This window comes from Kordia sp. E (assembly GCF_056033805.1).
Genome location: NZ_JBRASR010000006.1, coordinates 241,423 through 266,897, shown reverse-complemented (window position 1 = coordinate 266,897; position 25,475 = coordinate 241,423). Strand labels below are relative to the sequence as shown.

The window sequence follows — 25,475 nt, the reverse complement described above, 5'->3', positions numbered from 1 at the left end:
AAAAAGTATTAATTTTTCGTTTTAATACGATCAACTTCATCACCAGCACTGTTTTTTCTGTTTTTTGATTTGTTATACTTTTTACCAAAACTATAACTTAATTGTAGAAAAACATTTCTTCTTGGCCAATTGCTAATAATATTTGCATTCACATTATCATAATTGATGCTTCCATAAAACTTACGATCAATAATTTCTTCCAATTCTAAACTTACTTTCAATTTGTCATCCATGAATTTTTTGCTAAATGCGATATCAATTCCTGCAATCCATTCAAATTCAATTTGTCCATCCAATCCACCAGAAGTATAATATCCAGAAATTTCTGAGTTGATGTTCCAAGGAAGTTTGTATTCAGCACTTGTAAACCAAGTTATGCTCCATTTTGAAGTATCAAGTTGCGGAGTTAAATTTTTAGAAGTATAACTATTATGATTTGCAATAATTCCAGTATAACCTTCAACACCTTTTATAAAGCTTAATGGAGCAAAAAGACTGAAGCTCCAGTTTTTGTTTTCTGCTAAATTGATGGTAGAACGAGACGTTTCTGAAGTTGTATCATTTTGAGAAATAATTTGAAACAATATATCATCTGTTTTACTATAACCTACGCTGAAAAAAGGTTGATTCTCATATGTTAAGTTGAAACGTAAACTATTTGTTAATGCAGGCTTTAAAGTTGGGTTTCCTTCTTCAAATGTAAATGGATCGTAATAATATACAAACGGATTTAATGATTCATATGATGGTCTTTGTATGCGGTAACTATATGCAATATTAGCACTAATTTCATCAGTGATTTCACGAGAAACACTCAAGCTAGGGAAAAATTTAGAAATCGTACGATCTAGCGAAGTATTAAGGTTTTGTGAAGTTCCAGTAGTTTTACTTTGTTCCCAGCGCAATCCTCCAGAAAAAGACCATTTATTTACACTATAATTAAATTTTGAATAGGCAGCTATGATGTTTTCATCAATTAAAAAACGATTCGTTTGATTGCTGTTATTTACAAAATCACCATTAGAATTCTGAACCAACGATTGTAAATCACTATCAGAATCTACATCCGAATATTTAAATCCAGCACTCATCGTAAAATCTTTGCCTAAAACTCTTTTGTAATCTGCTTTATAGGTTTGAATCTTATATTTCGCATCTTGAAAATAGCGTTGATTTGCATACGCAACATTACTTTGTCCTACTTGAAACAAGTTATTTTCATTATCAGAATTATAGTTTACATAATTAAAATCAAGTGTTAACTTATTTACTTCATCATCATATTCGTAATATGGATTTACAATATATAACGCCCAGTTTTTATCATACTTATTATCTGTAACTAACATTTCTGTAGTTCCATTGCTTGTAATATTAGTCACGTTATCAGTAATACGGTCAGAATCACTTCCTGTACGTCGTAAGCTAATTCCTGTAGTATGTTTATCGCTGATATAATAATCTAATCCAGCGCTCAATCGTAATGTGTTTGGATCATATGGCGAGCGAGAAATTTGGTCATATACTTCATCTCCAACCTGACGGATAAGTTGTAAGTCTTCGCGAGAAGAAGATTTAGAATAACTAGCGCTAGCTTGCCAGTTTATTTTATCCTTATAACTTGCAATAGAAGCGCTTGTTCTATACATAAAATCATCTACATAACCTACCATCGTTTTCACGGTTCCGTAGGTTCCAAGTTTTACATTTCGCTTTAAAATAATATTGATTAGTGGTCCAGAACCATCTGCATCAAACTCTGCACCAGGTTGTTGAACTAACTCTATCTTAGCAATATTATCTGCGGGCATTTCACGTAATAGCGTTGCCATGTCCATATAATTGGTAGATTTCCCATTAATTAAAATTCGAATATTGCTTTGTCCAGCATAGCTCAAGTTTCCATTGGTAATTAATACACCAGGAATTTTTTTCACAACGTCTCTCACGTTTGAATTTACCATTTCGGAATTTTCCAGATTGATCACTAATTTTTCTGCAGTTTGCGTAATTACTGGTTTTTTTGATATAATAGTAACTTCTCCTAAATTTTCAGGTAGATCTTCTTTCAGTGTAAAATCGAAGGTTACATTTTTACTAGTTTCAATGTTTAATACAATTGATTTTTCAGTTTTATAACCAAATAAAGAAGCTTCAATCGTATAGCTTCCGTTTTTTACATTCTTAAAAATATAGGTTCCGTCATCAGAAACTGTCACTGCTTTAATAGCTTTGTTGTTTTCGGTTTCATATAAAACTACATTTGTAAAGGATAAAGGATTTTTTGCTTCGTCCATAACTTTTCCTGAAATGGTACTTTGTGCAAACATGGAAAAGCTTCCAAGCAATAAAATGATGTTGAGTAAAGTTTTTAACATAACTGTTCGTGTTTTTTGATACACAAATATGTTTCAGAATCTATACATACAAAAGGAGATTCTGCCGAATTGGGTTTAAAAAAAGGTGAATTGGGGATATTTTACTGTTTAAAAAAGATTGATTTTATGAAATTTTTCCGCGTATTACTTCATACTCTAATGGTGCTACTCTTAACCATCTTAACACAAGTAGGCGGTTTGGCGTATTTGATTTATTTATGGTTGAAACGTTATATAAACACTTTAGGTTGGAAACGAAAACTGCTCAACTTTGGACTTTTTACAATCATTTATAGCGTATTATCATTTACAATCTTACCAATAATAGCTTTAAGTATTTATAATAGAAAAGCACTTCCTATTACACATTCGGCTTTAAAACCATTGCGAATGTATACGTATATCATGAATCGTCATTATGTAGATAAAGATTTATATGATGTATTGTTGAATTCGGCAACACAAATGCAAGAAGAATTTCCAAAAACGATTACTTATTATTTAGATGCATGTTTTCCGCTTGGCGCGAAATTTCCCTTATTACCACATTGGAGTCATAACGACGGACGAAAAATAGATTTGGCATTTTATTATACAGATACTACAACAAAAGAAAATAAAAGCGGAAGCCCATCATGGTTAGGCTACGGAGTTTGCGAATCGCCAAGAAAAGGAGAGGAGAACATGCCTGAATATTGTGCGGAGAATGGGTATTTCCAATATAGTTTGCTGGAAAAAATTGTGCCACAGTATAACAAAGATGCGTATGCTTTTGATCCAGTTAGAACCAAAATACTTATTCAGAAATTGACAGCTTCCTCAAAAATCAAAAAAATATTTATAGAGCCACATTTAAAAAAACGGATGAATTTGACAAGTGCTAAAGTCCGTTTTCATGGTTGCCATGCAGTGCGTCATGACGATCATATTCATGTGCAGATGTAGCGGTTTTTAGATGTTTACTTATTTTCTTTTAAAACCATATCAATTGTTATTGCACCAGATAGAATTGCTACTTTATTTGTAGTATCTGTAAAATCTGAATTTAAATCCACATTGTATTTATCTGCAGTAGTAAAAATCTCTTTCATTGCGCCATTCCATTTTTTACTTATTGTCCCGATTTGTTTATCGTGAGCATCTTTTATTTGAAAGTTCCAAGCTTTCCAATCTCCAGTAATTGCAGCGATTAGCTTTTCTGACTTATCATGAATTTTAAAAGTAGGTTTAAACAATTTAAATTTTTGTTTTATTGAACCAATAGTATGTCCTCTAGCGTCATCAATTGTAATTGTTGACATAAAGAAAGTCCAACCTCTAGAAATTGATGCTTGTAGTTTTCCATCAGAATCTTTTATCTCTAGTCTAAAAGGCATCATGTTTTTGTTTAATAATAATCTAAGGAACTTTTGTCCTGTAGAGACTTTTTGGTTCACAGAACCTATTTCATTTCCTTTATCATTAAATATTTTGTAGGTATTTTCAAATTTGAAATAGTTAACTTTTTCGTCAATAAAATAACTGTTTGTATCAAAAAAAAATGAACTCATTTTTTAGTAGCTTTAATTTAAATCCAGATTCTTAGGCATTTCGGTTTTGCCGCGTTTCTTAATTGGTATCTGCACTCCAATTCTATTTCCTCATCAAACTTTAATAGAATACTAAAGTATAATTTTGCTAAAGCTAAACGAATATCCTTTAAAATAAAAGTAAATTATTTCTTTTGTCATGACGTTCATATTCATATGCAGTATTAATATTCACTATTCAACAATATCATATCCCGTTTCTTTAATTCCTAAATAATCTTGTTTAGACTTTCGTTTTTTCAAAATTCCTTTTTCTTCTAGTTCAATTAGTAACTTTTTTAATCTTTTAACTCTTTTTTTCTGTGATAAAATCCATGCTTGATCTCCTACAGGAGCACCATTTAACTGCATTAAATTTATAGGAGTAATGACGATTTTTTTATTTGCGGTTTTCAATATGATAATAATATCTAGAATGCGTTCTACAGATAATTCATTAGCGTCGATTCTAGAAACATCTGGATATTTTTTCGAAAATGAATCTACTTCGTGTTTTAACATAGTTTTTGTTCCATATTGTAACAATTGCTCCATTAACTTTTCATCTTCAATATAAAACATATCTGGACAAGGATCTTTCGGTCGTACAGCAACCATAAGTAATTGTCCCAATCTAAAATCTGGGTTTGTTTTCCAAACTTTTTCGAGTTCCTCTAAAATTTTCGGGATACGATTTTTATCTCTCATTATGCGGTCGATTACTTGCGTAGTATTCCTTTTTAGCTTTTTTATTTCGGTAATAACCAACCACAACTAAGGATAATGGAAAGAAAAGTATAATTCCAATCCATTTTAAAATGGTCAAAAATACATTCGATGAACTTTCATCAGCTTTTCTACCTGTTAATTCTAGATATTCTGAATAGGTTGCTGTATTCTTTCTGAGTAATTCGTGAGCAGCTTCCAATTCATAACCGTTGTATTGAGCCGAATTGGTAATTATAGAAACGAGCTCAGACTTAGTCTTATGTTTAAAATCTTCTATATATCTGGCTTTCATGATATTATTTTCGTAATTATTTTTTTGTTACTTTTTATATTTAATTGATACTAATATAGTATGAAAGTTATAATTTTTATTATCGTTATCGCCCTTTTCTTTTTATATGCAATCTTTTTTCCTAAAGGTGTAAAAATACTTGGTATGCCAGCCGAACAATTTTTTTCTAAGGAAAAGTCAGATGAAAACGATGCTGACTAACTATTCTTTTCGCAACCAATAACAACTTTATTATAGGTTAAAGTTTTTCAACATATAAATATAAAATTTTTTAATAAATGATGAAGTGAGTTTTTAAATTGTAAAATCACTTTCTTAGGTGTAATTTGTAGTACCAAAATATTTTATTAATTTTTAATTATTTAATCATGAAAAAACAAATTTTAAGTATTGGAAAAGTTTTAAGTAAAAGGGAACAAAAAGCAATCTATGCAGGAGCATTAATACCAATTGAAATTGGTTTTCCTTGTGAAGAACCACAATTAGCGCCACCACCAATTGGATGTTATTACAGACGCATAGCGCCATGTACGTATAGATTAATATGCATTAGTCCATTCGAAATTTAATAAAAAGTAGCTGTCTAAAAATGTTAAAACGCGTCATTCTGAACTTGATTAGTTTGACGAAAATTTGAAGTTTTAGACAGCTTCTTTAAATTTTCTCATAAGCAATAATAATAGCAGATTTATTCTTTTCGCAACCAACCTACAATTTTTTTGTATGAAATTTCCCAACGATTGTTTTCATGAGTTAAATCGTAAGAAATACGCGTACGACTAAATGGACCTGCATTTTGTTGAATAATAGTAACTGAGTTATCCGTGACTTCCGTTACAATAGCAACATGTCCAAACGAATTATACCAAGAACTTTGAAACACTAAAATGTCATTTGTTTTTGGTTTTGAAATACTTTGGTTTGTATACTGAATCAAGTTGCGTTGCGTATTCAGTTTTCCATCTTCTATTGTTGGATTAAAAAAATCTTTTGCATGTCCATAACTATCAGGCATTTTATGATGTAAATGTTCATAATAATAACGTTTGACAAATTCAACACATTGAAACTCTAGTCCTAAGTTATAACCATCTTTCGCAACATTTCGTTTTTCCACATGATTCACAGCACCATTATAATACACCGAAATAGTATTAAATGTATCTAATTCTTGACCAACAGTTTTAAAAGGATTTATGTTTACATGTTGTGATAGCTTTAAAAAACAAATACATATTATAAATACTATAGTTACAATCAGAAATTTTCGTTTCATGCAGATAAAATAATTAAATCCCATTTAAAATATAAGAGCAATAATATAAAAGTAATTAAGAACTGAATTAAAATATGTTTGTCTGTCTTTTTTACAAACCTTTTTAATAGAAAATCAAGAACTAAAGGAATAAATGCAAAAAGACAAAATATAAAGCCAACTAAGTAATGCCAACCTTCTGGAGCATTATCTGGACGTAGTAATATATATATGCCAGATAATAATTGGAAAATGAAAAAGAGTAATAAAGGAGTAATTCTATTTTTCTGCATGACGAAAAATAAAAAAAACTTCATGATTTAAAAATTAAATATCACAATAATGTGTTCAAAAGTGTAAAAAGAAGTCAAGCTCCAAACGAATACTTTTGTATTTTTACGAAAACTAAAAGCCTAATGAGAATATTTATACTGTTGCTTGTTGCATGTACTGTAAGTTGTACATCAAAACCAAAAGAAAAAGTAAAAGAAACAGTTTCAACTATAGAAACTACCACAAAAACAACACCTGAAAAAACTATGGAAAAAGGATCAATTCATCAGTTTACAGTAAAAGATATTGCTGGAAACGATTTCAAATTAGCCGATTTAAAAGGGAAAAAAGTACTATTTGTAAACACAGCTTCTGAATGCGGATTAACGCCACAATATGTGCAATTACAAGAAGTATATGACAAATACAAAGATCAAAATTTTACAATTATTGGTTTTCCTGCAAACAATTTTGGCGCACAAGAGCCTGGAAGTGATCAGCAAATTGCTAAATTCTGTAAAGCAAATTATGGTGTAACGTTTCAAATGATGAGTAAAATTTCTGTTAAAGGAGATGACATGCACGAAGTTTACAAATTCCTAACGCAAAAATCACAAAATGGATTGGAAGATTCTGACGTTGCTTGGAACTTTCAAAAATATTTAGTGAACGAAAATGGTGAATTAGAAAAAGTAGTTTCTCCACAAACATTACCAAACGATGAAGCTGTTATAGCTTGGATTGAAAAGTAAAAAGTAATTCTGGTGAGTTCTTTTCCGCAGTGTAGCAAAGCTTTCTCGTTAAAAATTTTTGAAGCCTTGGAAAAAAATTAGAGAAAGATTTGCGGTTTTAGCTTTTTCAGCTAAAAACACCTCAGGAAAAGTGTCCTTTCTTTTGTTTCTTTTCTTTGGGCAAGCAAAGAAAATGAAAAATTGAAATTGAATTTTAGTCGTTTAGCGATGACATTGTTAATAATAACTAAAGGTTGTTTTATTCAGACTTAAGTCGAATTCACTTACATATAACAATATCGCTTTTTTGAAAGATTTGTATAATCCGAAAAAAAGGCGATATTTGTGTCATTATGGATCTCTAGGTAATATATATTCGGAACTCGTCGATGACTATCGACCCTTTAAAGTAACCCAATCTTCTTGAGGTTACTACATTCTAATATATAATATTACAATAATGTCACAAGACCATAAAATATCAATCAAACAACTATATTCATACTTCAAAGAAGCTTTAAAAGGCTCTCAAAATAATTTTACAACTGGAAGCATCCGAAAAGCAATTTTTATGCTTTCCATTCCCATGATTCTAGAAATGCTGATGGAATCAATATTCGCAATTGTAGATATTGCGTTCGTTTCACAAGTCAGCACAAATGCAGTCGCAACGATTGGACTTACAGAATCGGTCGTAACGTTGGTATACGCGGTAGCCATTGGAGTTAGTATGGCTGCAACGGCTATGGTTGCTCGAAGAATAGGAGAAAAAGATCCGGAAGGCGCATCTAAAGTCGCAGTGCAAGCACTATTTTTAGGAGTTTTCATCGCAAGTATCGTGAGTGTCATTGGAATCATCTATCCAAAAGAAATCTTAGGACTCATGGGCGGCGAACCTGAACTTATTGAAGAAGGTTACGGCTATACACAAATTCTACTAGGTGGAAATATGACAATTATGTTACTATTTCTAATCAATGCCATATTTAGAGGCGCAGGAAATGCTTCTATTGCAATGAAAGCATTGATTCTATCCAATGTACTTAATATTATATTAGATCCGATATTTATCTTCGGATTTGGTCCAATTCCTGCTTTTGGAGTAGAAGGTGCAGCGATAGCAACAACAATTGGACGTGGAAGTGCCGTATTATTTCAACTAGGAATCCTTTTCTATGGTTGGAGCGTAATCAAAATTAAATTCAAAGATTTAGTAATACGAACTGCCATTATGTTGAATCTTTTGAAAATTTCCCTTGGCGGAATAGGACAATTTATCATTGGAACATCAAGTTGGATATTCCTAATGCGAATGATGTCCGAATTTGGAAGTGATGTCTTAGCTGGATATACAATTGCTATTAGAGTTGTTATGTTTACACTTTTGCCTTGTTGGGGAATGAGTAATGCCGCTGCAACATTAGTTGGACAAAACTTAGGAGCAAACCAACCAGAAAGAGCGGAAACATCTGTTTGGAAAACTGGAAAATACAATGCGTGGTTTATGGGAATTGTATCGATCATCTATTTAGTATTCGCGAAAGAAATTATTCGCTTATTTACAGATGAAGCTATCGTGATAGAAAATGGAGCATTATGCTTGCAAATTATTGCTGCTGGATATATTTTCTATGGATATGCTATGGTGATTATACAATCGTTTAATGGAGCTGGCGATACTAAAACACCAACATACATCAACTTTTTATGTTTCTGGCTATTTCAATTACCGTTTGCGTATCTCATGGCAATACATTTTGAATATGGACCAAAAGGTGTATTCTGGGCAATTACAGCCGCAGAAGTTTTAATAGCAATAGTTGGAATGATCGTCTTTAAAAGAGGAAAATGGAAGGCTGTTAAAGTCTAGGTTACTAACTGGTAGTTTTGTAATTTAGTTGCAACGAAAATACTTTTTATGAAAAATAAAAAATTAGGACTCAATACAGTCTGTACACATACAGGAGAAGTTAAAGATACACAATTCAAAGGAGCTGTTTCTCCACTTTATATGAGTAGTTCATATGCGTTTGAAGATGTAGATGTAAAGCGTTATCCGCGATACTTTAATACACCAAACCAAGAAGCATTAAGTAAAAAAGTTGCCGCGTTAGAGCATACAGAAGCCGCCATGATTTTTGGAAGTGGAATGGCAGCTGTAAGCACAAGTTTACTAGCTTTTTTACACAAAGGTGACCATATTGTATTGCAAAATGCATTGTATGGCGGAACTATGAATTTAGTGTTGGAAGAATTTGATAAATATGGAATTGAATATTCGTTCACGAAAAGTTTAGATATAAAAGACTTTAAAAAGGAAGTCAAGAAGAATACGAAAGTTATTTATATTGAAACACCTTCGAATCCGTTATTGAAAATTACAGATATTCGAAAAGTTGTCAAACTTGCTAAAAAACACAACATTGTTACTATGATTGACAATACGTTTGCGAGTCCTGTAAATCAGTTGCCAGGAACAATGGGAGTTGACATTATGATTCATAGTGCAACGAAATATTTTGGTGGACATAGTGATATTTTGGCAGGTGCAGTTGCTGCTTCCGCAGAACACATGGATCGTATATTTCAACTTGGGAAAAACCTAGGTGGAAGTTTAAGTGATTTTACGGTTTGGATGTTAGAAAGAAGTATGAAAACATTAGGAATTCGTGTTGCAGCACAAAACAAAAATGCGCTAAAACTCGCTAATTACTTAGAAAAGCATGAAGCAGTTGCTAAAGTATATTATCCAGGATTAAAATCGCATCAAGATCATGAATTGGCAAAATCGCAAATGTCTGGCTTTGGCGGAATGATGTCTTTTGAATTAAAACCAGAATATAATGTTTCAAAATTTTTCAAATCGTTGAAACTAATAAAACCTTCAATGAGTTTGGCTGGTGTAGAAAGTACCGTGTTAAGTCCGACACAAACTTCACATGCATTGTTAACTACTGAAGAACGTAAAAAGCAAGGAATTGCAGACGGATTGATTCGTTTCTCGGTTGGAATAGAGGAGAAGAAAGACATCATTTCAGATCTCAATCAAGCAATAAAAAAATCGAAAAAAAAGAAGTAAAACGTATGAGAAAAATAAAATTAATCTTAGCAATGATATTAACGTTCACTTTTATAGCGTGTGGTAATAAAGATGCTAAAAATACAGATAATGATTTGAAAGTAGGCGGTTTATACGTTTCTCAAAATGAAGATGGTACCTATGGTATTACAAAAATAATAGCATTGGATGAATTTGCTGTGCATATAAAAATGTATTCAAATAAATTTGAAGTAATGCCAGAAGATATAGATGCTGAAAAGCTACAAACTTTTATTGGGCATGCGCCAATGGCAAAAGAAGGTTTTTTACTAGATAGTCCTAAATTATTGAAAGTAGAAAAAGTAACGGAATCAGAATTGGAAGGTTACAACTATTACAAACAACAATAATGATTAATTTGTTTAGAAATAAACGAATCATAAAACAAAGCCTCAATGATATTTCGTTGAGGTTTTTTGTTTTTATTAATCTTTCAAAAAATAAATATCGTATCAATAGTTGTAACAATTATCAATTATTTACACCTTATTAGATATATAATTATTATAAAACTAGATGAATGTATTAGAAGAATTTGCTAAAAAACATGATGGAGTTTATGAAGAAGATCCGAAAGTCAGTATAAATTTTCCAAATGGAAAACAGAGCTATCAACGACAAAAAGGTTTGTTTGTAATTGATGGAAGTAAAATTAAGATCAACATTAATGAAGTTTCAGATGCCGTACGAACTGCAGAGCCGTTTCGGATTGCACTCTATTTCGATAAAGTATATAAAACTACGCTTACCATGTACCCAAAAGGTCTATGGAATCGTATAAAAGATATTTTTTTTCCTGCTAAAGCAAGATTTATTCCACGAAAAGTAAACAAACAATTTTACATTCATGTTGATAGAAAAGTGTGTAAAAAGTTAGTTAATAACAAGATATTTGTTGAAAACATTCTTAATGAACAAATTTACATTCAAACTCAGCACAGAAAAGTTACTAGCATTATACTAACGCCAGCATATGGAATAAATAATGTTGAACATTTAGAAAAATTTATTACAGTTTTGAAAGAAATTGAAAAAACTATTAAAACTTAAAATAAAATAAAATCGAATCTAGAAAAAACATATTAAGCGAAAAAAGTATCCGTATTATACAGGAATTCAACGTTAGTCCAGGAAAAGACTTTATAAGCTAGATTGCAAGTCATGAAGAATTTGTAAATGAAGAAAAGAAACTACTTAAAGAAATTTACCAAAAGGTAAGTGTTTTTGAGCTATGGAATTTTTCCAATATTAATACAGGAAGGAAAAATGCTATAATCTTTCTAAAAGAAAATTATGGATTAGATCAAAAAACATGTGAAATTATAGTGAATGATATTTCGTATAATTGGTTGTAATCGTTTTGAGAATTAAATAAATTGTATTTTTGTAAAAAGCATAAAGAGAAGCATGAAATTAGACATATTAGCTTTTGGCGCACATCCTGATGATGTAGAATTAGGTTGTGGAGCCACAGTTGCAAAAGAAATTACAAATGGTAAAAAAGTCGGAATTGTCGATTTGACTCGTGGCGAACTTGGAACACGTGGTTCAGCAGATTTACGAGACATTGAAGCGGCAAATGCAGCGAAAATATTAGGCGTTGAAGTCAGAGAAAATCTAGCGTTTGCAGATGGTTTTTTTAAGAATGATAAAGCGCATCAATTGGAAATCATTAAAATGATTCGTAAATACCAACCAGAAATTGTATTATGTAATGCAATTGATGATCGTCATATAGATCATGGAAAAGGAAGTCAACTCGTAAGTGATGCTTGCTTTTTAAGTGGATTAATGAAGATTGAAACACAGCTTGACGGAAAAACACAAGAAAAATGGCGACCAAAGCATGTATATCATTACATTCAATGGAAAAACATTGAACCAGATTTCTTAGTTGATGTATCTGGATTTATAGAAACCAAGCATAAATCTGTGATGGCATATAGTTCACAATTCTATGATCCAAAGAGTAACGAAGCAGAAACACCTATAACGAGCAAAAACTTTATAGATAGTATAAACTATAGAGCAAGAGATTTAGGTCGCTTAATTGGCGTTAATTACGCCGAAGGATTCACTGTTGAACGATATGCTGCGGTAGATTCCATTTCAGATTTAATATAAAGACTATGGAAGAACAAGAGCACATACACAATCCATTTCAATTTGAATACGCGTCTAGCACACGAAAATTTTCAGTATGGACAAAAATGATGGCAATAATATTAGTATTGATTTTTATATCAATTCCATTGTATGAAATCAATGAGCATACCTTTCAACTCAACGCAACTATTTTTAACTTTACTGGAGATTGTTTTGGAGGTGTTCAATATTGGCAACTTTTTTAATATCAATTAGAAATAGAACTATGGAACAAGAACACATACACAATCCATTTCAATTTGAATATGCGTCTAGTACGCGAAAATTTTCAGTACGAATGAAGTTGATAGCAATTCTATTAGTGTTGATTTTTATTTCGATTCCGTTATATGAGATAAGTCCAGAGGCTTTTAAAGCAAATTATGTAATCGTTCCTTGTGATTGTCCACGAACATTATCCCATGGTTGTTTTCATTTTATACTTTAATCTCTTAGATATTAAAAAAAGGCTAAAAAAAATAGAAGCTAATATTTTCATAATCATATAGATAAAAAATAAAGTGAAATAAATAGCATAAACACTTTGGATAAAAAATGAAATAACATATATTTGCATCCGCTAAAACAAATGGTGATTGTAGCTCAGTTGGTTAGAGCATTGGTTTGTGGTACCAAGGGTCGCGGGTTCGAATCCCGTCTTTCACCCTTTTATAAACTCCTCTTTATGAGGAGTTTTTTTTGTTTTAGAGTTTTTTTTTGAAAGCTATATTTCTTAATCTTTTTTACTCAGAAATATCGTTTCGACGCGTTTTTTAATTATGAAAATTATTTAGCTATACAATTTGTTTAAAATGAAAGAAAGCCCTAAAAAGAGCTTTCTGTAAATTGATTTTATTGTTGTGCGTTTGTCTTTTCTAAAAGGAAAACACTTTTCATTATCAATACTATTATCGAGGTTGCTTATTTAGAATGTTTACCTGAGTACGCCTAAATTAAACATCTCCCAAGTCCATGAAACTCCAGCACCAAGACTTATAGGTAAAATAGAAACACCTGCTGTTAAGGACAGTCCAGGACCGCAGTTACTCCAATTAATAGTATCCATTGGGTAATTACCAGATATATTTACTCCGATACCAGCACCTGCAATTGGTGTATCAAAGGAAACTCGTGTATACACTCCAAATCCTTTAAGACTTACAGGTGTAGAGTTTGGAAAAACTCCAAGACCAATTCCAATATCAGCACTTACATTTGTTTCGAAGCCTGCAGAAGTTATTAAAACTGCCATAGAACGGTTAGTACCATCTAAGCTGAATAGAAAACCTAGACTATAACCAATTGAAAGAAAAAATGAAGCATCGGCTTCTATTCCTATAAAAAGTACTGGTCCAGCTTTGCCATTGGAAGATCCCGAACTTGGAGCGATAATATTTTTGAACCCTTGCATGGCTGGGCTTTTTTTGAAGCTTTCTACCTTATTTGTTAATGCTCTATCAGGCCTAATTCCCGTAAATATTGAGCTTGGTCCAACAGGTATTTTATTTAGATCATCTCTAATACTACTTGCTTTTCCATGCAAATCATTATTTTTGGCATATTCAGCCAATTCTTTCATTTTGGCTTTTTGTGATTGAGATGGAGGTGAAGGGATTGCTCTTGTTCTAGAAACATATGGTTGTGTTAGTCCTACCAATGCTTGGAAATTAATCATATTTAATACTCCATGTCCACTTGCATTTTTTCCATAATACTGCAGACCAAAATGAGCCTTAACATCATCATAAGCTGTTATTTTTTGTTCGAAAATTAACTTTTCATTTTCCCAAAGTTTTAAATTACCCTCTTGAAAAACCATAACCACATTATGAGAATGGAAACTCGTTCCAGTCGAAAGTTCTGAATCGCCCATAAATACCCAATTAGATGCATCACCTTTAGGGTCTACATAATAATATTTTCCGAATGGTTCATATTCTCCATTTTTATCTTTAGCATAATGAAGCATTAATCCACCTGGTAGTATTGCAGAAGCACTTCCCGTATCAGTCCTATTTAAATGAGAAACAGTCATTGTAAAAGAAAAAGTAACGCTTAATGGAATATTCTTTTCTTTATCATTTAATGTAAATGATTTTTTGAGAGTAGCAATAACTCCTCCTCCTGACTCTTTGTGTAAACCCGCAAACTCAATACCGTTTTGGAGAAATACACAACTATTTCCTACTGGGATTTTTTGTGAATTATTATTCTCACGTATAACATTCCATTCAGAGGATCGTTGATTAAAAGGATCAAAACGAACTTTGTCTCCATAACCTATGCCTACTTTATCATCATCTCTTTTTCGTGTTGGATGTAATTCTATTAATTCAAAAATTTCGGGGCTAAAACCATACTGATCTTCCATTGTTGTTTATTTTAAATGTTTATTATTAGTACTCATTAAGAATAGAAATGGGCTTGCATAAAATTTAATAGAAATACTATTTCTTTAAATTTTAATACAAAGGATGTTAATTAAATTTTATTATTGAGGGATAATAGAAATCAAATTTAATATATTGTTTTGGTGAAATTTCAGGTGTAAATACTTGATTATGAAAAGAGTAATTATACGCTTTAAAACCGTTTGATGTTTTTTATTCTTAAGAATTTTCTCTAACGACGCATAATTTATCGCACAATAAGAATATGTATTTCTTATAAGTATAAAAGAATTTTATAATAGATTCCTAAATCATCCAAAAACTGTCGTCTAAAGTAACTATTGAGAATATAGTCCAATTGCTTACACATTAAATTTTATATATTTGAATTCATAACAATTACCAAAACTACAATTGAAAGCAATCACTAAATATTGGTTTCTGGAAGGATTTAATCTTTTCAAAAAACTCGGAATACTCAACATGATGAAAATCTGTGAGATTCTTGAGATGGACACTATTGAAAAAGGAAAATCGATAGTACTTCCTGATGCACATAAAAATAGTGTCTTCTTTCTAAAAAAAGGAAGTGTAAAGATTGTAAATACTACAAGTGATAATGTTAAGTACATTGTAAAACGAGGAAACATCTTTGGTGAATTGGCGCTTTTCGACAAAGAAGTAGCAACCGAAGAAGTTGCTTATGCTTTAGAAGATTGTATAATATGCTACATAGATGCTGAGCAAATGGAAGGATTGATGGAGAAACATAAATCCTTAAAAAATGGTGTGCTTAAAATCTACGGATTGCGTATAAAAAAACTAGAACGAAGATTACACGATTTATTATATAAAGACAGTACAACAAGAATTAAAGAATTTATTACCGATTATTTAAATGAATTTGGAGAAACGAATGAAGAAGGGAAACTAATAGCAAAAAACCTTTTGTCTCACAAGGAAATTGCAAACCTTACCAATACTTCACGGCAAACAGTGAGTAATGTACTTAGTAAAATGCGAAAAGAAGGTAATATTGATTATGATGTCCAATTTATTTCTAAAACGAAATAGTTAACAATGCATATAATAATCCCTGTTTTTCAGTAGTATACGAACTCCAATTCGCTAGAATCAACTTGTTAATAATAATTCCTACCTTTAAATTATTACTGCTATTAAAAATGGTAATAAGATGATACGGAAAACCACAATAATGCAGAAAACATAAAAAAATAAATGTTTTTTGTAAAAAAAAGCACAAAGTGTCGTCTAAAGTAACTATCTAATATTTAGGTCTTTTCTATATTTCAGAAAAGGTCTAGCTTGCCTATAATTTAGAGATAATTAAAACCAACAGCGTAAGCAACAATAAAAAGCCAACCTAGTATTTATGAAAAAACCAGTAGTAATTGCCCAAGTAAGTGAGTTAATAAATAAACAACCAGTTCATGCATTAGTCAACGGATTAGACTTAGTAATTGTAAAATTTGACAAAGATATCTCTGTACTTTACGGAAGATGTTTGCACAGAGGCGCACTAATGTCTGACGGTCACGTAGATGGCCACAATCTTATCTGTGGAGTTCACGGTTGGGACTACAGAGTAGATTCTGGTGTTTCAGAATACAATAACAAAGAAGTATTGCATAAATTCTCAACGAAGATTGAAGAAGATAATTTATTGGTCGATGAATTTGAAATTGATGCCTATTTAGTCAATAGTCCACAACCTTTCAATAGAGATGAATACTTAGGTGCGTATGCAGATACACATCCTGAAAGTACGGAACCATATACAGGTTACATAAAAGAACTAGCCAAAAATGGACTAAAAAACCTTGGACATCACGGTTTTTCAGCATCTATGGGCGTAGACAGAAATACACTTCCTAACTGGAATGATATTCAATTTTTACCAGCACAACTAGCTTCCAGACCTTTACTAGATCATGAAAATGTAGCAACTAAAGTTATCATTGGTCCAAAAGCAAAAAAACCTTTAGAACTAGACATACCGCTTTTTGTAAGTGATATGAGTTTCGGAGCCTTATCGCGCGAAGCAAAAATTGCACTATCAAAAGGAGCACAGCTAGCAGGAACAGGAATCTGTTCTGGAGAAGGAGGAATGCTTCCAGAAGAACAATCCAACAACTCAAAATACTTCTATGAATTAGCATCTGCACAATTTGGGTTTTCTTGGGATAAACTAGACAATGTACAAGCCTTTCATTTCAAAGGCGGACAAGGTGCAAAAACTGGAACTGGCGGACATTTGCCAGGAAACAAAGTAAGTAAAGAAATTGCTGAGGTGAGAGGATTAAAAGAAGGAGAAACGGCAATTTCGCCAGCAGCAAACCCTAACTTTCATACAGTGCAAGACTTCAAAGATTTCTCAGACAAAGTACGTGAACGCACAGGAGGAATTCCTATCGGATTCAAAATTGCAGCAAGTCACATAGAAAAAGACATTCAATTTGCACTAGATGTTGGTGTAGATTATATCATTCTAGATGGTCGCGGAGGCGGAACAGGTTCTGCGCCAACCATTCTAAGAGACAACATTAATGTACCGACAATTCCTGCATTAGCAAGAGCACGAAAATACATGGATAAAGTTGGAGCAACCGATGTTACACTCGTAATTACAGGTGGTTTGCGTATTGCGGAAGACTTTGCAAAAGCAATGATGTTGGGCGCTGATGCAATTGCAGTATCCAATTCGGCATTGCAAGCAATTGGCTGTTTAGGAATGCGCGCTTGCGGAAGCAACAACTGTCCAGTAGGAATTGCGACGCAAAAAGAATCATTGCGTAGTAGATTAATCATAGACTCTTCTGCGAAGCAATTGCATAACTATTTTGACGCCACAAATGACTTAATAAAAGTTGTTGCACGTTCGTGTGGATATGACGATGTAACTAAATTCAATCACGATGATTTATCTACATTCGATAGAGAAATGCACTATCTAACAGGAATAAACTACGCAGGAATTAAATAGAAAAATAACAATTTGGGCGTTACCACAAGGGTCAGGCCTTTCACTATATCTTTTGCAAAAAAAGCAAAAGGATGCCGTTGCAACCCTTAACGCAAAAGTCAAGTAAACTAAAACAAATGGAAAACTGGTATTTACCCATCACAATAGTCCCAGGAATTGGTCTGTTAATTCTATCAACCTCTAATCTTATGGTCACTTTAAGTAATGAACTCAATGGACTCATAAATGAAGGTTGTAAAGACGAAGCTATAATCATTCGAAAACTTACTCAACTAAAAACCTTAAACAGAGCAATGGTATTTTTCTATATCGCAGTTGCATGTTTGGCAATTTCAGGATTAATAGGTGGTTTGGAGTTAAGTTTCATAGAAAAAAGTGCTACGTATATAAGTATCATCGGAATTGTAATTATGCTTTTTGGATTATTCTCTCTCATAAAATACTCATACAGAGCAGTAAGTATTCGACAAGATCAATTCAAAACAAGAATCAACAAAAACTAAAAACATGGCTACAACCAAAAAATGGTACAGTGTACTAAAAGATAAAAAAACATTACCAGAAGGACGTGTTCAGACGGTTACTGCTGGTCATCAAGGAGTTTGTTTAACGCATTATAAAGGCAAGTTTTCTGCACTGGATAATAAATGTCCACATCAAGGCGGTCCGTTAGGAGAAGGTTCTATAGAAAACGGAATGCTACGTTGTCCTTGGCACGGTTGGGATTTTGATCCATGTACAGGAATGTCGCCAGGCGGTTATGATGATGGAATAAAAACCTTTGAAGTAAAAGAAGAAGGTGATGAAATTCTCATCGCTGTAGAAGAAGAAGAAACACATCAAGATACTATTTCTGATGTCATGATAGAAACCATGGTAAATTGGGGAGTGAATACAGGTTTCGGTATGGTTGGACATTCAAACCTAGGAGTTGCCAATGCAATGATGCGACAAGAAGCAAAAGGAAACTTTCAATTCTTTGGTATTCGTCATGAAGGCGCAGCAGCTTTTGCAGCTTCAGCCTATGGTAAATTAATGGGGAAACCAGCTGTAAGTTTTGGTATTGCAGGTCCAGGTGCTACAAACATGTTCACAGGAATGTGGGATGCAAAAGTAGATCGTTCGCCAATGTTAGTACTATCTGGTCAGGTAAATACACAAGTTGTAGGAACTGGCGCATTTCAAGAAGTAGATTTAGTAGGAGCGTTTCAAACTGTAGCAAATTTTAATCACAGTGTACAGCAAAACTCAAAGCATAGTGAATTGATGAGTTTGGCTATAAAAAGTGCAATATTAAACAGAGATGTATCACACATAACATTTCCTGATGAAGTCGCTTTTATGCCTAAACCAGCTAGAGAAAAAGCACAAACACCAGAAGGAAGAATTACACCAATGAACATTTCGCCGCCTAGGCAAATGGTTTCAAAAGCTGTAACAATGATAGAAGGTTCTAAAATGCCAGCCATCATAGTTGGTCACGGAGCGCGTTTTCATATGAAAGCAATTACAGCTTTCGCTAAAAAACTAAACTGTCCAGTGATTACGACGTTTAAGGCAAAAGGACAAATTTCAGATCATCATGAGTTAGGTTGTGGTGTATTAGGAAGAAGCGGAACGCCTATAGCTTCTTGGTTTATGAACGAAAGTGACTTACTCATCGTATTTGGTGCATCTTTTTCCAATCACACAGGAATCACACCAAAAAAACCAATCATACAAGTAGATTATGATCCAACAGCATTGAGTAAGTTTCATAAAGTTGATGCTGCACTTTGGGGAGAAATTTCGGAAACCTTATCTATCATAGTAGAACAAACAGAAGGAACATTAAACACTGTAGACAGACGTCCGGAAATTGCAAAACGTTGGGAAATATGGAATGAAGAAAAAGCAAGTCGCCTAAAAGATGAAAGTAAAATTGGATTGAGTTCTATTGCCGTTTTTGAAGCAATGAACAAAGTAGTTCCAGACAATGCGGTAATTGCCGTTGATGTTGGAAATAATACTTATTCATTTGGACGTTATTTTGAACCTAAAAACCAATCGATTTTAATGTCAGGATATCTAGGATCTATCGGTTTCTCATTGCCAGCCGCAATGGGCGCATGGGCAGCACAAGGAAAAGACAGACCAATTTGGTCGGTTTCTGGCGATGGAGGTTTTGGACAATACTTAGGTGAAATGATGACGTTGGTAAAATACAATATGAACATCAAACATGTATTACTAAACAATTCAGAACTCGGAAAAATATCGAAAGAACAAAAAGCAGCAGAACTTGATGTTTGGAAAACATCTTTACACAATGTAAATTTTGCAGCATATGCAGAAAACTGTGGTGCTTTAGGAATTAGAGTGACCAAAACAGAAGAACTATTGCCAGCTTTAGAACAACTTAAAGCACACAATGGTCCAGCATTATTAGAAATAATAACAGACGCCACATTAATATAAGTTAGAAAATGAAACAAAATTTAAAAAACGGAATCGCTGCTCAAGGATTTGATGTAGTATCATTCTTTAATGGTAGCCCAAAGAAAGGAAATCAAAATTTTAGTGCTAATTATGATGGAGGAAAATATTTGTTTTCTTCAAAAGAAAATAGCAATAAATTTGAAGCTTCTCCAGCAGCATTTATACCACAATATGGAGGTTATTGCGCTATTGCAATGTCTGAAGGAGCAGCAGCAAATCCAAACCCTAAAAGTTGGGAAGTAAGAGATAATAAACTCTATTTCTTTACACGAATGTTATTTGGAATTATTGATGCAAAACGTCAATGGGTTAAAAAACCAGAAGAGTTAAGAAGTTTGGCAGATACTGCTTGGATTAAAATGAACGCATAACGTGTTAACTTACATACTTAAAAGTAACAAGAATTAAAATACAGAATAAGCCCAAAACTCATCTAGAGTAGGCGTAACCAACACAAAATTATTAAAATGGAAAACTCACATTTAGAAACTTTTAAAGCAGTAGCACAAGGAAAAGGATGGCCAACTACTGTAGCTATAACAGATACAGAATGGACGTTGCAAACAGATGAACCTGTTGAAGATGGCGGATCGAATAGTGGACCGAATCCTATGCAACTTTTTATTGCATCTTTAGCGGGTTGTCAAAATGAACAAGCGCAAGTTGTTGCAGATGAACTTTCTTTGAGTATTGCACAGATTGATATACAAGTAGAAATTGATCTTGATCTTGCAGGTTTTATGGGAGAATCAGATAACTCAAACGGAAGTTATAAAAATGTACGATTAGAAGCTTCCGTATCTGGAGATGCAACAGCTGAACAAGTTAAAAATTTGGGTCAAAAAGTAGATGATCGTTGTCCTATTTTAGGTTTGTTACGCACTGGTGGTTGTAACATTGAAAGTACTTGGAGTAAAAAATAAACTAGTTTGAAATATTTAGAAAAACATAAATATCTGATTGCTTTATTAAGTGTTTTTAACTTTCTATTGACACCTATACATGTAGCGCTTATTGATATAAATACTGCACATATAGTTGTTGTAAATTATACACTTGTTATACTTGCGAGTTCATTAATTGCTGAAACAATTAGAGCTCGTGTGATAACGTATATTTTAGGAATACTAGTTCTTATTTGTATATGGCTTGAATATTCAATGTTCAAAAACAGAATGCTAGAGTGGATTCGCTTAGTAAGTTCTCTTTTATTGTTTTTTAATTTCTGTGTTTTACTCGTAAGACAATTAGTGAAAATCAAAATGGTGAACCTCCGTTTTATATTAGGACCATTATTGGGCTTTTTATACTTAGGAATCTTAGGTGGAATTCTATTTGAAATGATCCATCTTTTAGATATAAATTCATTTCAGTTGCCTGAAAACACTTCAGGATACATTTTCTACTACTTTAGTTTTATAAGTATTACAACAGTAGGTTACGGAGATGTAACACCATTAACGCATTCCGCGCAAGCCGTAACAATGGTTTTAAATATAATAGGTCAATTTTATTTAGCAATTGTTATTGGTGTTTTTGTGGGGAAATATATTAATTCAAAATCATAAAACTATGTTCGAATCTTTTAGTATTATATTTACGATTGCCGCGTTGTTTAACTATATCAATTATAAATGGTTAAAACTGCCAACGACTATAGGTTTAATGATTTTAAGTTTACTTTTAATTATTCCAATTACGTTTAGTAAAACACTGTTTCCAACGTTTTATAGATTCTTTTGCGATATTATTGTGAATGCTGACTTTAAAACACTTTTACTTGATGGGATATTAAGTTTTATGCTTTTCGCAGGAGCATTACATGTGAATCTTGCTGCACTTGCCAAAGAAAAAAAATCAATTTTATTATTCGCGACGTTAAGTGTACTAATATCAACATTTTTAGTTGGCGGATTGGTGTTTGTAGGAGCACAATTAGTTGGATTAGAATTACCTTTTATACATGCGCTTTTATTTGGAGCATTAATTTCTCCAACCGATCCAATAGCAGTAATGGCAATTTTAAAGAAAGCTAATATTTCTGAAAGTTTAGGCATAAAAATAGAAGGAGAATCGTTGTTTAATGATGGAATTGGTGTTGTTGTTTTTTCTGGAATTTTATTACTTGCAACTGCTACAGGAGAACACAGTACGGCAGAAATTGGAGCAGAAATCGGAACATTATTTTTAGAAGAAGCTATAGGCGGATTGGTTTATGGATTGCTAATTGGTTTTCTAGGACTAAAATGTATTCAATCATTAGAAGAAAACCCGCAGTTAGCCGTAATGATAAGCCTTGCTGTTGTAATGGGCGGAACTTCAGGAGCATTTATGTTACATGTCTCAGCGCCATTGGCAATGGTAATAGCAGGATTATTAATTGGACATAAAATACACATAAATGATAATAAAAACCCTGTGCAAAAAGCCTTCAATTCCTTTTGGGAAATATTAGATGATGTATTTAATGGAATTTTATTTGTTCTTATTGGATTAGCGATTCACTTACTAGAGTTTACCACAGGCTATATTATATTGGGTATTCTGGCAATAGTAATTGTACTTTTCGCACGATTTATCTCTGTACTTTTACCATATGCTTTATTAAAACATGAAGAAGAAAAACCAATAAAAACAATTGCAATTTTAACTTGGGGCGGATTGCGTGGAGGAATCTCTATCGCGTTGGCATTAAGCTTAAGTCAGGAACTATCTGGAGATCTAATACTTCATATAACGTATGTTATTGTGTTATTTTCAATTATTGTTCAAGGATTAAGTATTGGTAAAGTTGTGAGAAGACTATATAAATAGCGTTTTAAATTGACGTTACGATTTCTTTTTAGAAATGATATCTTCTTTCTCTAAAGATTTCATTACAACTTTTACATATTCATTAATAGATTTTGAAATATCTGTAGGATCAATTACCGTATATGTTCCAGTCCAAATTAATGATTTCTTAGCATCTTTTTGCAAGCTATACATGGAAGTTTCAACATATAAAACGTTATATTTTTTATAATAATCTTGTTCAAAATACGTGTCTTGAGAAGTTAAGTAACCACCAAGAAATTTTCGCAATTTATAATCAAACTTTGGTGATGCACCAGTACGCGATTCATTTTCTTGAACACTTTTAACTTCAGAGATTAATACAGTATCATATCCGACAGTTAATAGTTTGTCTATTTGAGTTTCAATTTCGGCTTCAGTTTGTTCTGTATCTTGAAATAATTTTTCAAAAACCACGGCACTTTGTATGGCTTTGATATTTCGTTTATGTAACTCGGTGACAAATTTAAATTCAGAATTACTTCGAGTTTCAAAATCAGGAGAAACACTAATAACTAAAATGTTTGTAGGATTAAAATTTGAATGTTCAGGATGTACCCAGCTTTTGTTCAGGTTTACAGAAGAACATCCAACCATAATAATGGACAATAGTATAATTTTAAATATTCTCATTTGTGTATAATTATTAATCAATTACATCTTTCTTCAGTTCAATAATAGTAGGCGGATTGATAAGTTGTTGTGCTTCCAAAACAGCGATTGTCAACTTTACATAATCATCTACAGATTCGTCAACAGACGTAGGATCTACAATGTCAATGTACCCTTTCCAGAGTAGTTCTCTATCTTTTGTTGGACAAATGCAATACATGGCAGTTTCTGAATGATATATTTTGTATTCATTATAATATTCAGGATTGTAGTATATATCTTGATACATTAAATAATCGTCTGTAAACTTTCGATACGTTTCATCATAGCTATGATATGTATCCTTGTATGTTATTTTGTCTTCTACACCAATGATTTTAGTAAACAGAATAGTGTCAAAACCATCTTCAATTAGTTTATTTTCAAGTGCTTTCAATTCTTCTTCCGTCATTTTTTCTGTTCTAAAAGAAGGATCAAATAAAGTTAAACTTGTAATGGCTTCAGCACCACGTAATTCTAGTTCGGTTTTAAGTTGTTTCTCATACTTTTGTCGTGCTTCCAAGTTTGATGTCAAACCTACAATTAATACTTTTCCAGGTTCATATATATCTATATCTGGATTCTTCCAATAGTCTATAAGTTGTGTTGTTGTACAAGCTGTTACTGTGAAAATAACTGTCAATATTGTAAAAAGTAAACGTTTCATAATAAGTTATTTTTTAATGATTCTTGTTGAACAAGTATCGTTGTTTTTCTTCTTTTTTGATTCCTTTAATAATATCAATTAGCTGTATTTTAAGTAGTTGATAGTTTGTTTTATATTGATGAACTTCTTCAATTAATTTCTGGTGTATTTTTCTATAAGTAGCTTCATCTTCAGGTTGATTAATTCCATCAACGAGTATCTTAAGTTCCTTTTCATGCTTTATTACAGAAGCGATAAGAGATTCATTTCGCCGTTCCGATCTATTGATTGCATCTACAATTTCTTTATCACTAGAAAAATCATTTAATTCCAGTAATTGCAGTGTAAATGTTTTAATAAGGTGTTTAAAAAAAAGATGTTCATCTTTGCTAAAATTCAATTCAGAAAGCCAGCCTAAAGAGTCTTTGTGCATTTCTTCAGCACTAAGCCATTTGATATAATTTGTATGTGTTTGTGTAGTTTTCATGAAGCTATTATTTTATAAGTTTATGGTGTTCTACAAAAATTCTTGTGTATAATTTAGTTTGACTCAAAAAAATCTCTTACCCAAGCTTTTACTTGGTTCTCAGTCATGCTATCAGTTTTTCGGATGCCTTTTATTTTTGTACTTATATCATTGTGATGCTCCTGTAATTCCTTACTCAACTTTTCGTTGGTACCAGCTGGTCCAAAAATGACTAAAGCGTCAGTATCTTTTATTTCAAAAACTATTTCTTTGAAATATGCTTTCATTTGATGCTTTTCACGTTCTAAGTATTTACTATCCTGTATAACATCTTGTGGACCGCCTTTTATGCGTGTTCCGGAACCTCCATGTGGACGAAAATACTCTATATTGGAAGTGATCGTATTTAGTGTCTCTTGCTCGTTTTGTAGTGTTACAATTAGCGCTTTATGCTTGTCTAGCCAAATTCCTGTTTTTTTCATTGGGTTTATTTTTAGATATTAAATCGTATAACATATACTTCCTGAAGCTAGC

Annotated in this window: 29 protein-coding genes and 1 tRNA gene; 20 read left to right on the top strand and 10 right to left on the bottom strand. The window is 32.3% G+C overall.

Features of this window, described 5'->3' with window-relative positions; translation table 11 throughout:
- Positions 1 to 8 precede the first annotated feature (8 nt).
- Positions 9 to 2,378 carry an outer membrane beta-barrel protein gene (locus ACUUYC_RS23175; RefSeq protein WP_474269821.1) on the bottom strand — a complete coding sequence of 790 codons (2,370 nt, stop codon included), beginning with the start codon at positions 2,376 to 2,378 and terminating at the stop codon, positions 9 to 11.
- Between the two features lie 126 nt (positions 2,379 to 2,504).
- Here ACUUYC_RS23175 and ACUUYC_RS23170 point away from each other — a divergent pair, with 126 nt between their 5' ends.
- Positions 2,505 to 3,323 carry a hypothetical protein gene (locus ACUUYC_RS23170; RefSeq protein ID WP_474269820.1) on the top strand — a complete coding sequence of 273 codons (819 nt, stop codon included), beginning with the start codon at positions 2,505 to 2,507 and terminating at the stop codon, positions 3,321 to 3,323.
- A gap of 14 nt (positions 3,324 to 3,337) precedes the next feature.
- On the opposite strand, the gene ACUUYC_RS23165 is transcribed toward ACUUYC_RS23170, so the two are convergent.
- The 3 genes from ACUUYC_RS23165 to ACUUYC_RS23155 all read right to left on the bottom strand — a co-directional run bounded on the left by ACUUYC_RS23165 (position 3,338) and on the right by ACUUYC_RS23155 (position 4,967).
- Positions 3,338 to 3,928, bottom strand: a complete 591-nt coding sequence (locus tag ACUUYC_RS23165) for an LURP-one-related family protein (RefSeq protein ID WP_474269819.1) — start codon at positions 3,926 to 3,928, stop codon at positions 3,338 to 3,340.
- 213 nt (positions 3,929 to 4,141) lie between these two features.
- A complete protein-coding gene (locus ACUUYC_RS23160; RefSeq protein ID WP_474269818.1) occupies positions 4,142 to 4,654 on the bottom strand; it encodes a hypothetical protein in 513 nt (170 codons plus the stop codon).
- On the bottom strand, positions 4,644 to 4,967 hold the full coding sequence (locus ACUUYC_RS23155; protein ID WP_474269816.1) for a hypothetical protein: 324 nt from the start codon (positions 4,965 to 4,967) through the stop codon (positions 4,644 to 4,646). The genes ACUUYC_RS23160 and ACUUYC_RS23155 overlap by 11 nt, the downstream gene beginning before the upstream one ends.
- A gap of 60 nt (positions 4,968 to 5,027) precedes the next feature.
- On the opposite strand from ACUUYC_RS23155, the gene ACUUYC_RS23150 reads away from it, so the two are divergent.
- Both ACUUYC_RS23150 and ACUUYC_RS23145 read left to right on the top strand, forming a co-directional pair.
- Entirely contained in the window at positions 5,028 to 5,168 is a 141-nt protein-coding gene (locus ACUUYC_RS23150; protein WP_474269815.1) for a hypothetical protein, read from the top strand.
- 167 nt (positions 5,169 to 5,335) lie between these two features.
- Positions 5,336 to 5,536: a hypothetical protein gene (locus ACUUYC_RS23145; protein WP_474269814.1), complete on the top strand. Its 201-nt coding sequence runs from the start codon at positions 5,336 to 5,338 to the stop codon at positions 5,534 to 5,536.
- Between the two features lie 119 nt (positions 5,537 to 5,655).
- Here the strand turns inward: ACUUYC_RS23145 and ACUUYC_RS23140 are convergent, their stop codons facing one another.
- Complete coding sequence (locus ACUUYC_RS23140) at positions 5,656 to 6,243, bottom strand: CHAP domain-containing protein (protein ID WP_474269812.1); 588 nt, start codon at positions 6,241 to 6,243, stop codon at positions 5,656 to 5,658.
- A gap of 395 nt (positions 6,244 to 6,638) precedes the next feature.
- Here ACUUYC_RS23140 and ACUUYC_RS23135 point away from each other — a divergent pair, with 395 nt between their 5' ends.
- From ACUUYC_RS23135 to ACUUYC_RS23095, 9 genes are all read left to right on the top strand, one after another.
- Positions 6,639 to 7,247, top strand: a complete 609-nt coding sequence (locus tag ACUUYC_RS23135) for a glutathione peroxidase (RefSeq protein WP_474269810.1) — start codon at positions 6,639 to 6,641, stop codon at positions 7,245 to 7,247.
- 439 nt (positions 7,248 to 7,686) lie between these two features.
- Positions 7,687 to 9,096 (top strand): MATE family efflux transporter, encoded by a 1,410-nt coding sequence (locus ACUUYC_RS23130; protein WP_474269808.1) that lies wholly within the window; start codon positions 7,687 to 7,689, stop codon positions 9,094 to 9,096.
- Between the two features lie 48 nt (positions 9,097 to 9,144).
- A complete protein-coding gene (locus ACUUYC_RS23125; protein ID WP_474269806.1) occupies positions 9,145 to 10,305 on the top strand; it encodes a trans-sulfuration enzyme family protein in 1,161 nt (386 codons plus the stop codon).
- Positions 10,306 to 10,310: 5 nt separating this feature from the next.
- On the top strand, positions 10,311 to 10,676 hold the full coding sequence (locus ACUUYC_RS23120; protein ID WP_474269804.1) for a hypothetical protein: 366 nt from the start codon (positions 10,311 to 10,313) through the stop codon (positions 10,674 to 10,676).
- 166 nt (positions 10,677 to 10,842) lie between these two features.
- Positions 10,843 to 11,376 carry a hypothetical protein gene (locus ACUUYC_RS23115; protein ID WP_474269802.1) on the top strand — a complete coding sequence of 178 codons (534 nt, stop codon included), beginning with the start codon at positions 10,843 to 10,845 and terminating at the stop codon, positions 11,374 to 11,376.
- A gap of 357 nt (positions 11,377 to 11,733) precedes the next feature.
- Positions 11,734 to 12,450, top strand: a complete 717-nt coding sequence (gene bshB1 / locus ACUUYC_RS23110; protein WP_474269801.1) for a bacillithiol biosynthesis deacetylase BshB1 — start codon at positions 11,734 to 11,736, stop codon at positions 12,448 to 12,450.
- Positions 12,451 to 12,455: 5 nt separating this feature from the next.
- The gene (locus ACUUYC_RS23105; protein WP_474269800.1) at positions 12,456 to 12,677 is read left to right on the top strand and encodes a hypothetical protein; all 222 of its coding nucleotides are present in this window, start codon (positions 12,456 to 12,458) and stop codon (positions 12,675 to 12,677) included.
- A gap of 20 nt (positions 12,678 to 12,697) precedes the next feature.
- The gene (locus ACUUYC_RS23100) at positions 12,698 to 12,919 is read left to right on the top strand and encodes a hypothetical protein (RefSeq protein ID WP_474269798.1); all 222 of its coding nucleotides are present in this window, start codon (positions 12,698 to 12,700) and stop codon (positions 12,917 to 12,919) included.
- A 143-nt stretch (positions 12,920 to 13,062) separates the two neighbouring features.
- Positions 13,063 to 13,138: transfer RNA gene (locus ACUUYC_RS23095), tRNA-His, on the top strand.
- A gap of 267 nt (positions 13,139 to 13,405) precedes the next feature.
- Here ACUUYC_RS23095 and ACUUYC_RS23090 read toward each other — a convergent pair.
- Complete coding sequence (locus ACUUYC_RS23090; RefSeq protein WP_474269797.1) at positions 13,406 to 14,842, bottom strand: hypothetical protein; 1,437 nt, start codon at positions 14,840 to 14,842, stop codon at positions 13,406 to 13,408.
- 502 nt (positions 14,843 to 15,344) lie between these two features.
- On the opposite strand from ACUUYC_RS23090, the gene ACUUYC_RS23085 reads away from it, so the two are divergent.
- The 8 genes from ACUUYC_RS23085 to ACUUYC_RS23050 all read left to right on the top strand — a co-directional run bounded on the left by ACUUYC_RS23085 (position 15,345) and on the right by ACUUYC_RS23050 (position 23,157).
- Positions 15,345 to 15,935, top strand: a complete 591-nt coding sequence (locus tag ACUUYC_RS23085) for a Crp/Fnr family transcriptional regulator (protein ID WP_474269795.1) — start codon at positions 15,345 to 15,347, stop codon at positions 15,933 to 15,935.
- Between the two features lie 319 nt (positions 15,936 to 16,254).
- Positions 16,255 to 17,865 carry a glutamate synthase-related protein gene (locus ACUUYC_RS23080; protein WP_474269794.1) on the top strand — a complete coding sequence of 537 codons (1,611 nt, stop codon included), beginning with the start codon at positions 16,255 to 16,257 and terminating at the stop codon, positions 17,863 to 17,865.
- Positions 17,866 to 17,981: 116 nt separating this feature from the next.
- Positions 17,982 to 18,368, top strand: a complete 387-nt coding sequence (locus tag ACUUYC_RS23075; protein WP_474269792.1) for a DUF2721 domain-containing protein — start codon at positions 17,982 to 17,984, stop codon at positions 18,366 to 18,368.
- 4 nt (positions 18,369 to 18,372) lie between these two features.
- A complete protein-coding gene (locus ACUUYC_RS23070; RefSeq protein ID WP_474269791.1) occupies positions 18,373 to 20,322 on the top strand; it encodes a thiamine pyrophosphate-dependent enzyme in 1,950 nt (649 codons plus the stop codon).
- 8 nt (positions 20,323 to 20,330) lie between these two features.
- Positions 20,331 to 20,714, top strand: a complete 384-nt coding sequence (locus ACUUYC_RS23065) for a YHS domain-containing (seleno)protein (protein WP_474269790.1) — start codon at positions 20,331 to 20,333, stop codon at positions 20,712 to 20,714.
- Positions 20,715 to 20,810: 96 nt separating this feature from the next.
- Positions 20,811 to 21,266, top strand: a complete 456-nt coding sequence (locus ACUUYC_RS23060) for an OsmC family protein (protein ID WP_474269788.1) — start codon at positions 20,811 to 20,813, stop codon at positions 21,264 to 21,266.
- A gap of 6 nt (positions 21,267 to 21,272) precedes the next feature.
- Positions 21,273 to 21,911, top strand: a complete 639-nt coding sequence (locus ACUUYC_RS23055; protein WP_474269786.1) for an ion channel — start codon at positions 21,273 to 21,275, stop codon at positions 21,909 to 21,911.
- Between the two features lie 4 nt (positions 21,912 to 21,915).
- On the top strand, positions 21,916 to 23,157 hold the full coding sequence (locus ACUUYC_RS23050) for a cation:proton antiporter (protein ID WP_474269785.1): 1,242 nt from the start codon (positions 21,916 to 21,918) through the stop codon (positions 23,155 to 23,157).
- 15 nt (positions 23,158 to 23,172) lie between these two features.
- On the opposite strand, the gene ACUUYC_RS23045 is transcribed toward ACUUYC_RS23050, so the two are convergent.
- From ACUUYC_RS23045 to ACUUYC_RS23030, 4 genes are read right to left on the bottom strand one after another with little or no spacing between them, the layout of a single operon-like run.
- The gene (locus tag ACUUYC_RS23045; protein ID WP_474269783.1) at positions 23,173 to 23,811 is read right to left on the bottom strand and encodes a hypothetical protein; all 639 of its coding nucleotides are present in this window, start codon (positions 23,809 to 23,811) and stop codon (positions 23,173 to 23,175) included.
- A 13-nt stretch (positions 23,812 to 23,824) separates the two neighbouring features.
- Positions 23,825 to 24,496 carry a hypothetical protein gene (locus ACUUYC_RS23040; RefSeq protein WP_474269781.1) on the bottom strand — a complete coding sequence of 224 codons (672 nt, stop codon included), beginning with the start codon at positions 24,494 to 24,496 and terminating at the stop codon, positions 23,825 to 23,827.
- 13 nt (positions 24,497 to 24,509) lie between these two features.
- A complete protein-coding gene (locus ACUUYC_RS23035) occupies positions 24,510 to 24,962 on the bottom strand; it encodes a hypothetical protein (protein ID WP_474269779.1) in 453 nt (150 codons plus the stop codon).
- Positions 24,963 to 25,015: 53 nt separating this feature from the next.
- A complete protein-coding gene (locus ACUUYC_RS23030; protein WP_474269778.1) occupies positions 25,016 to 25,423 on the bottom strand; it encodes a hypothetical protein in 408 nt (135 codons plus the stop codon).
- Positions 25,424 to 25,475: the final 52 nt, after the last annotated feature.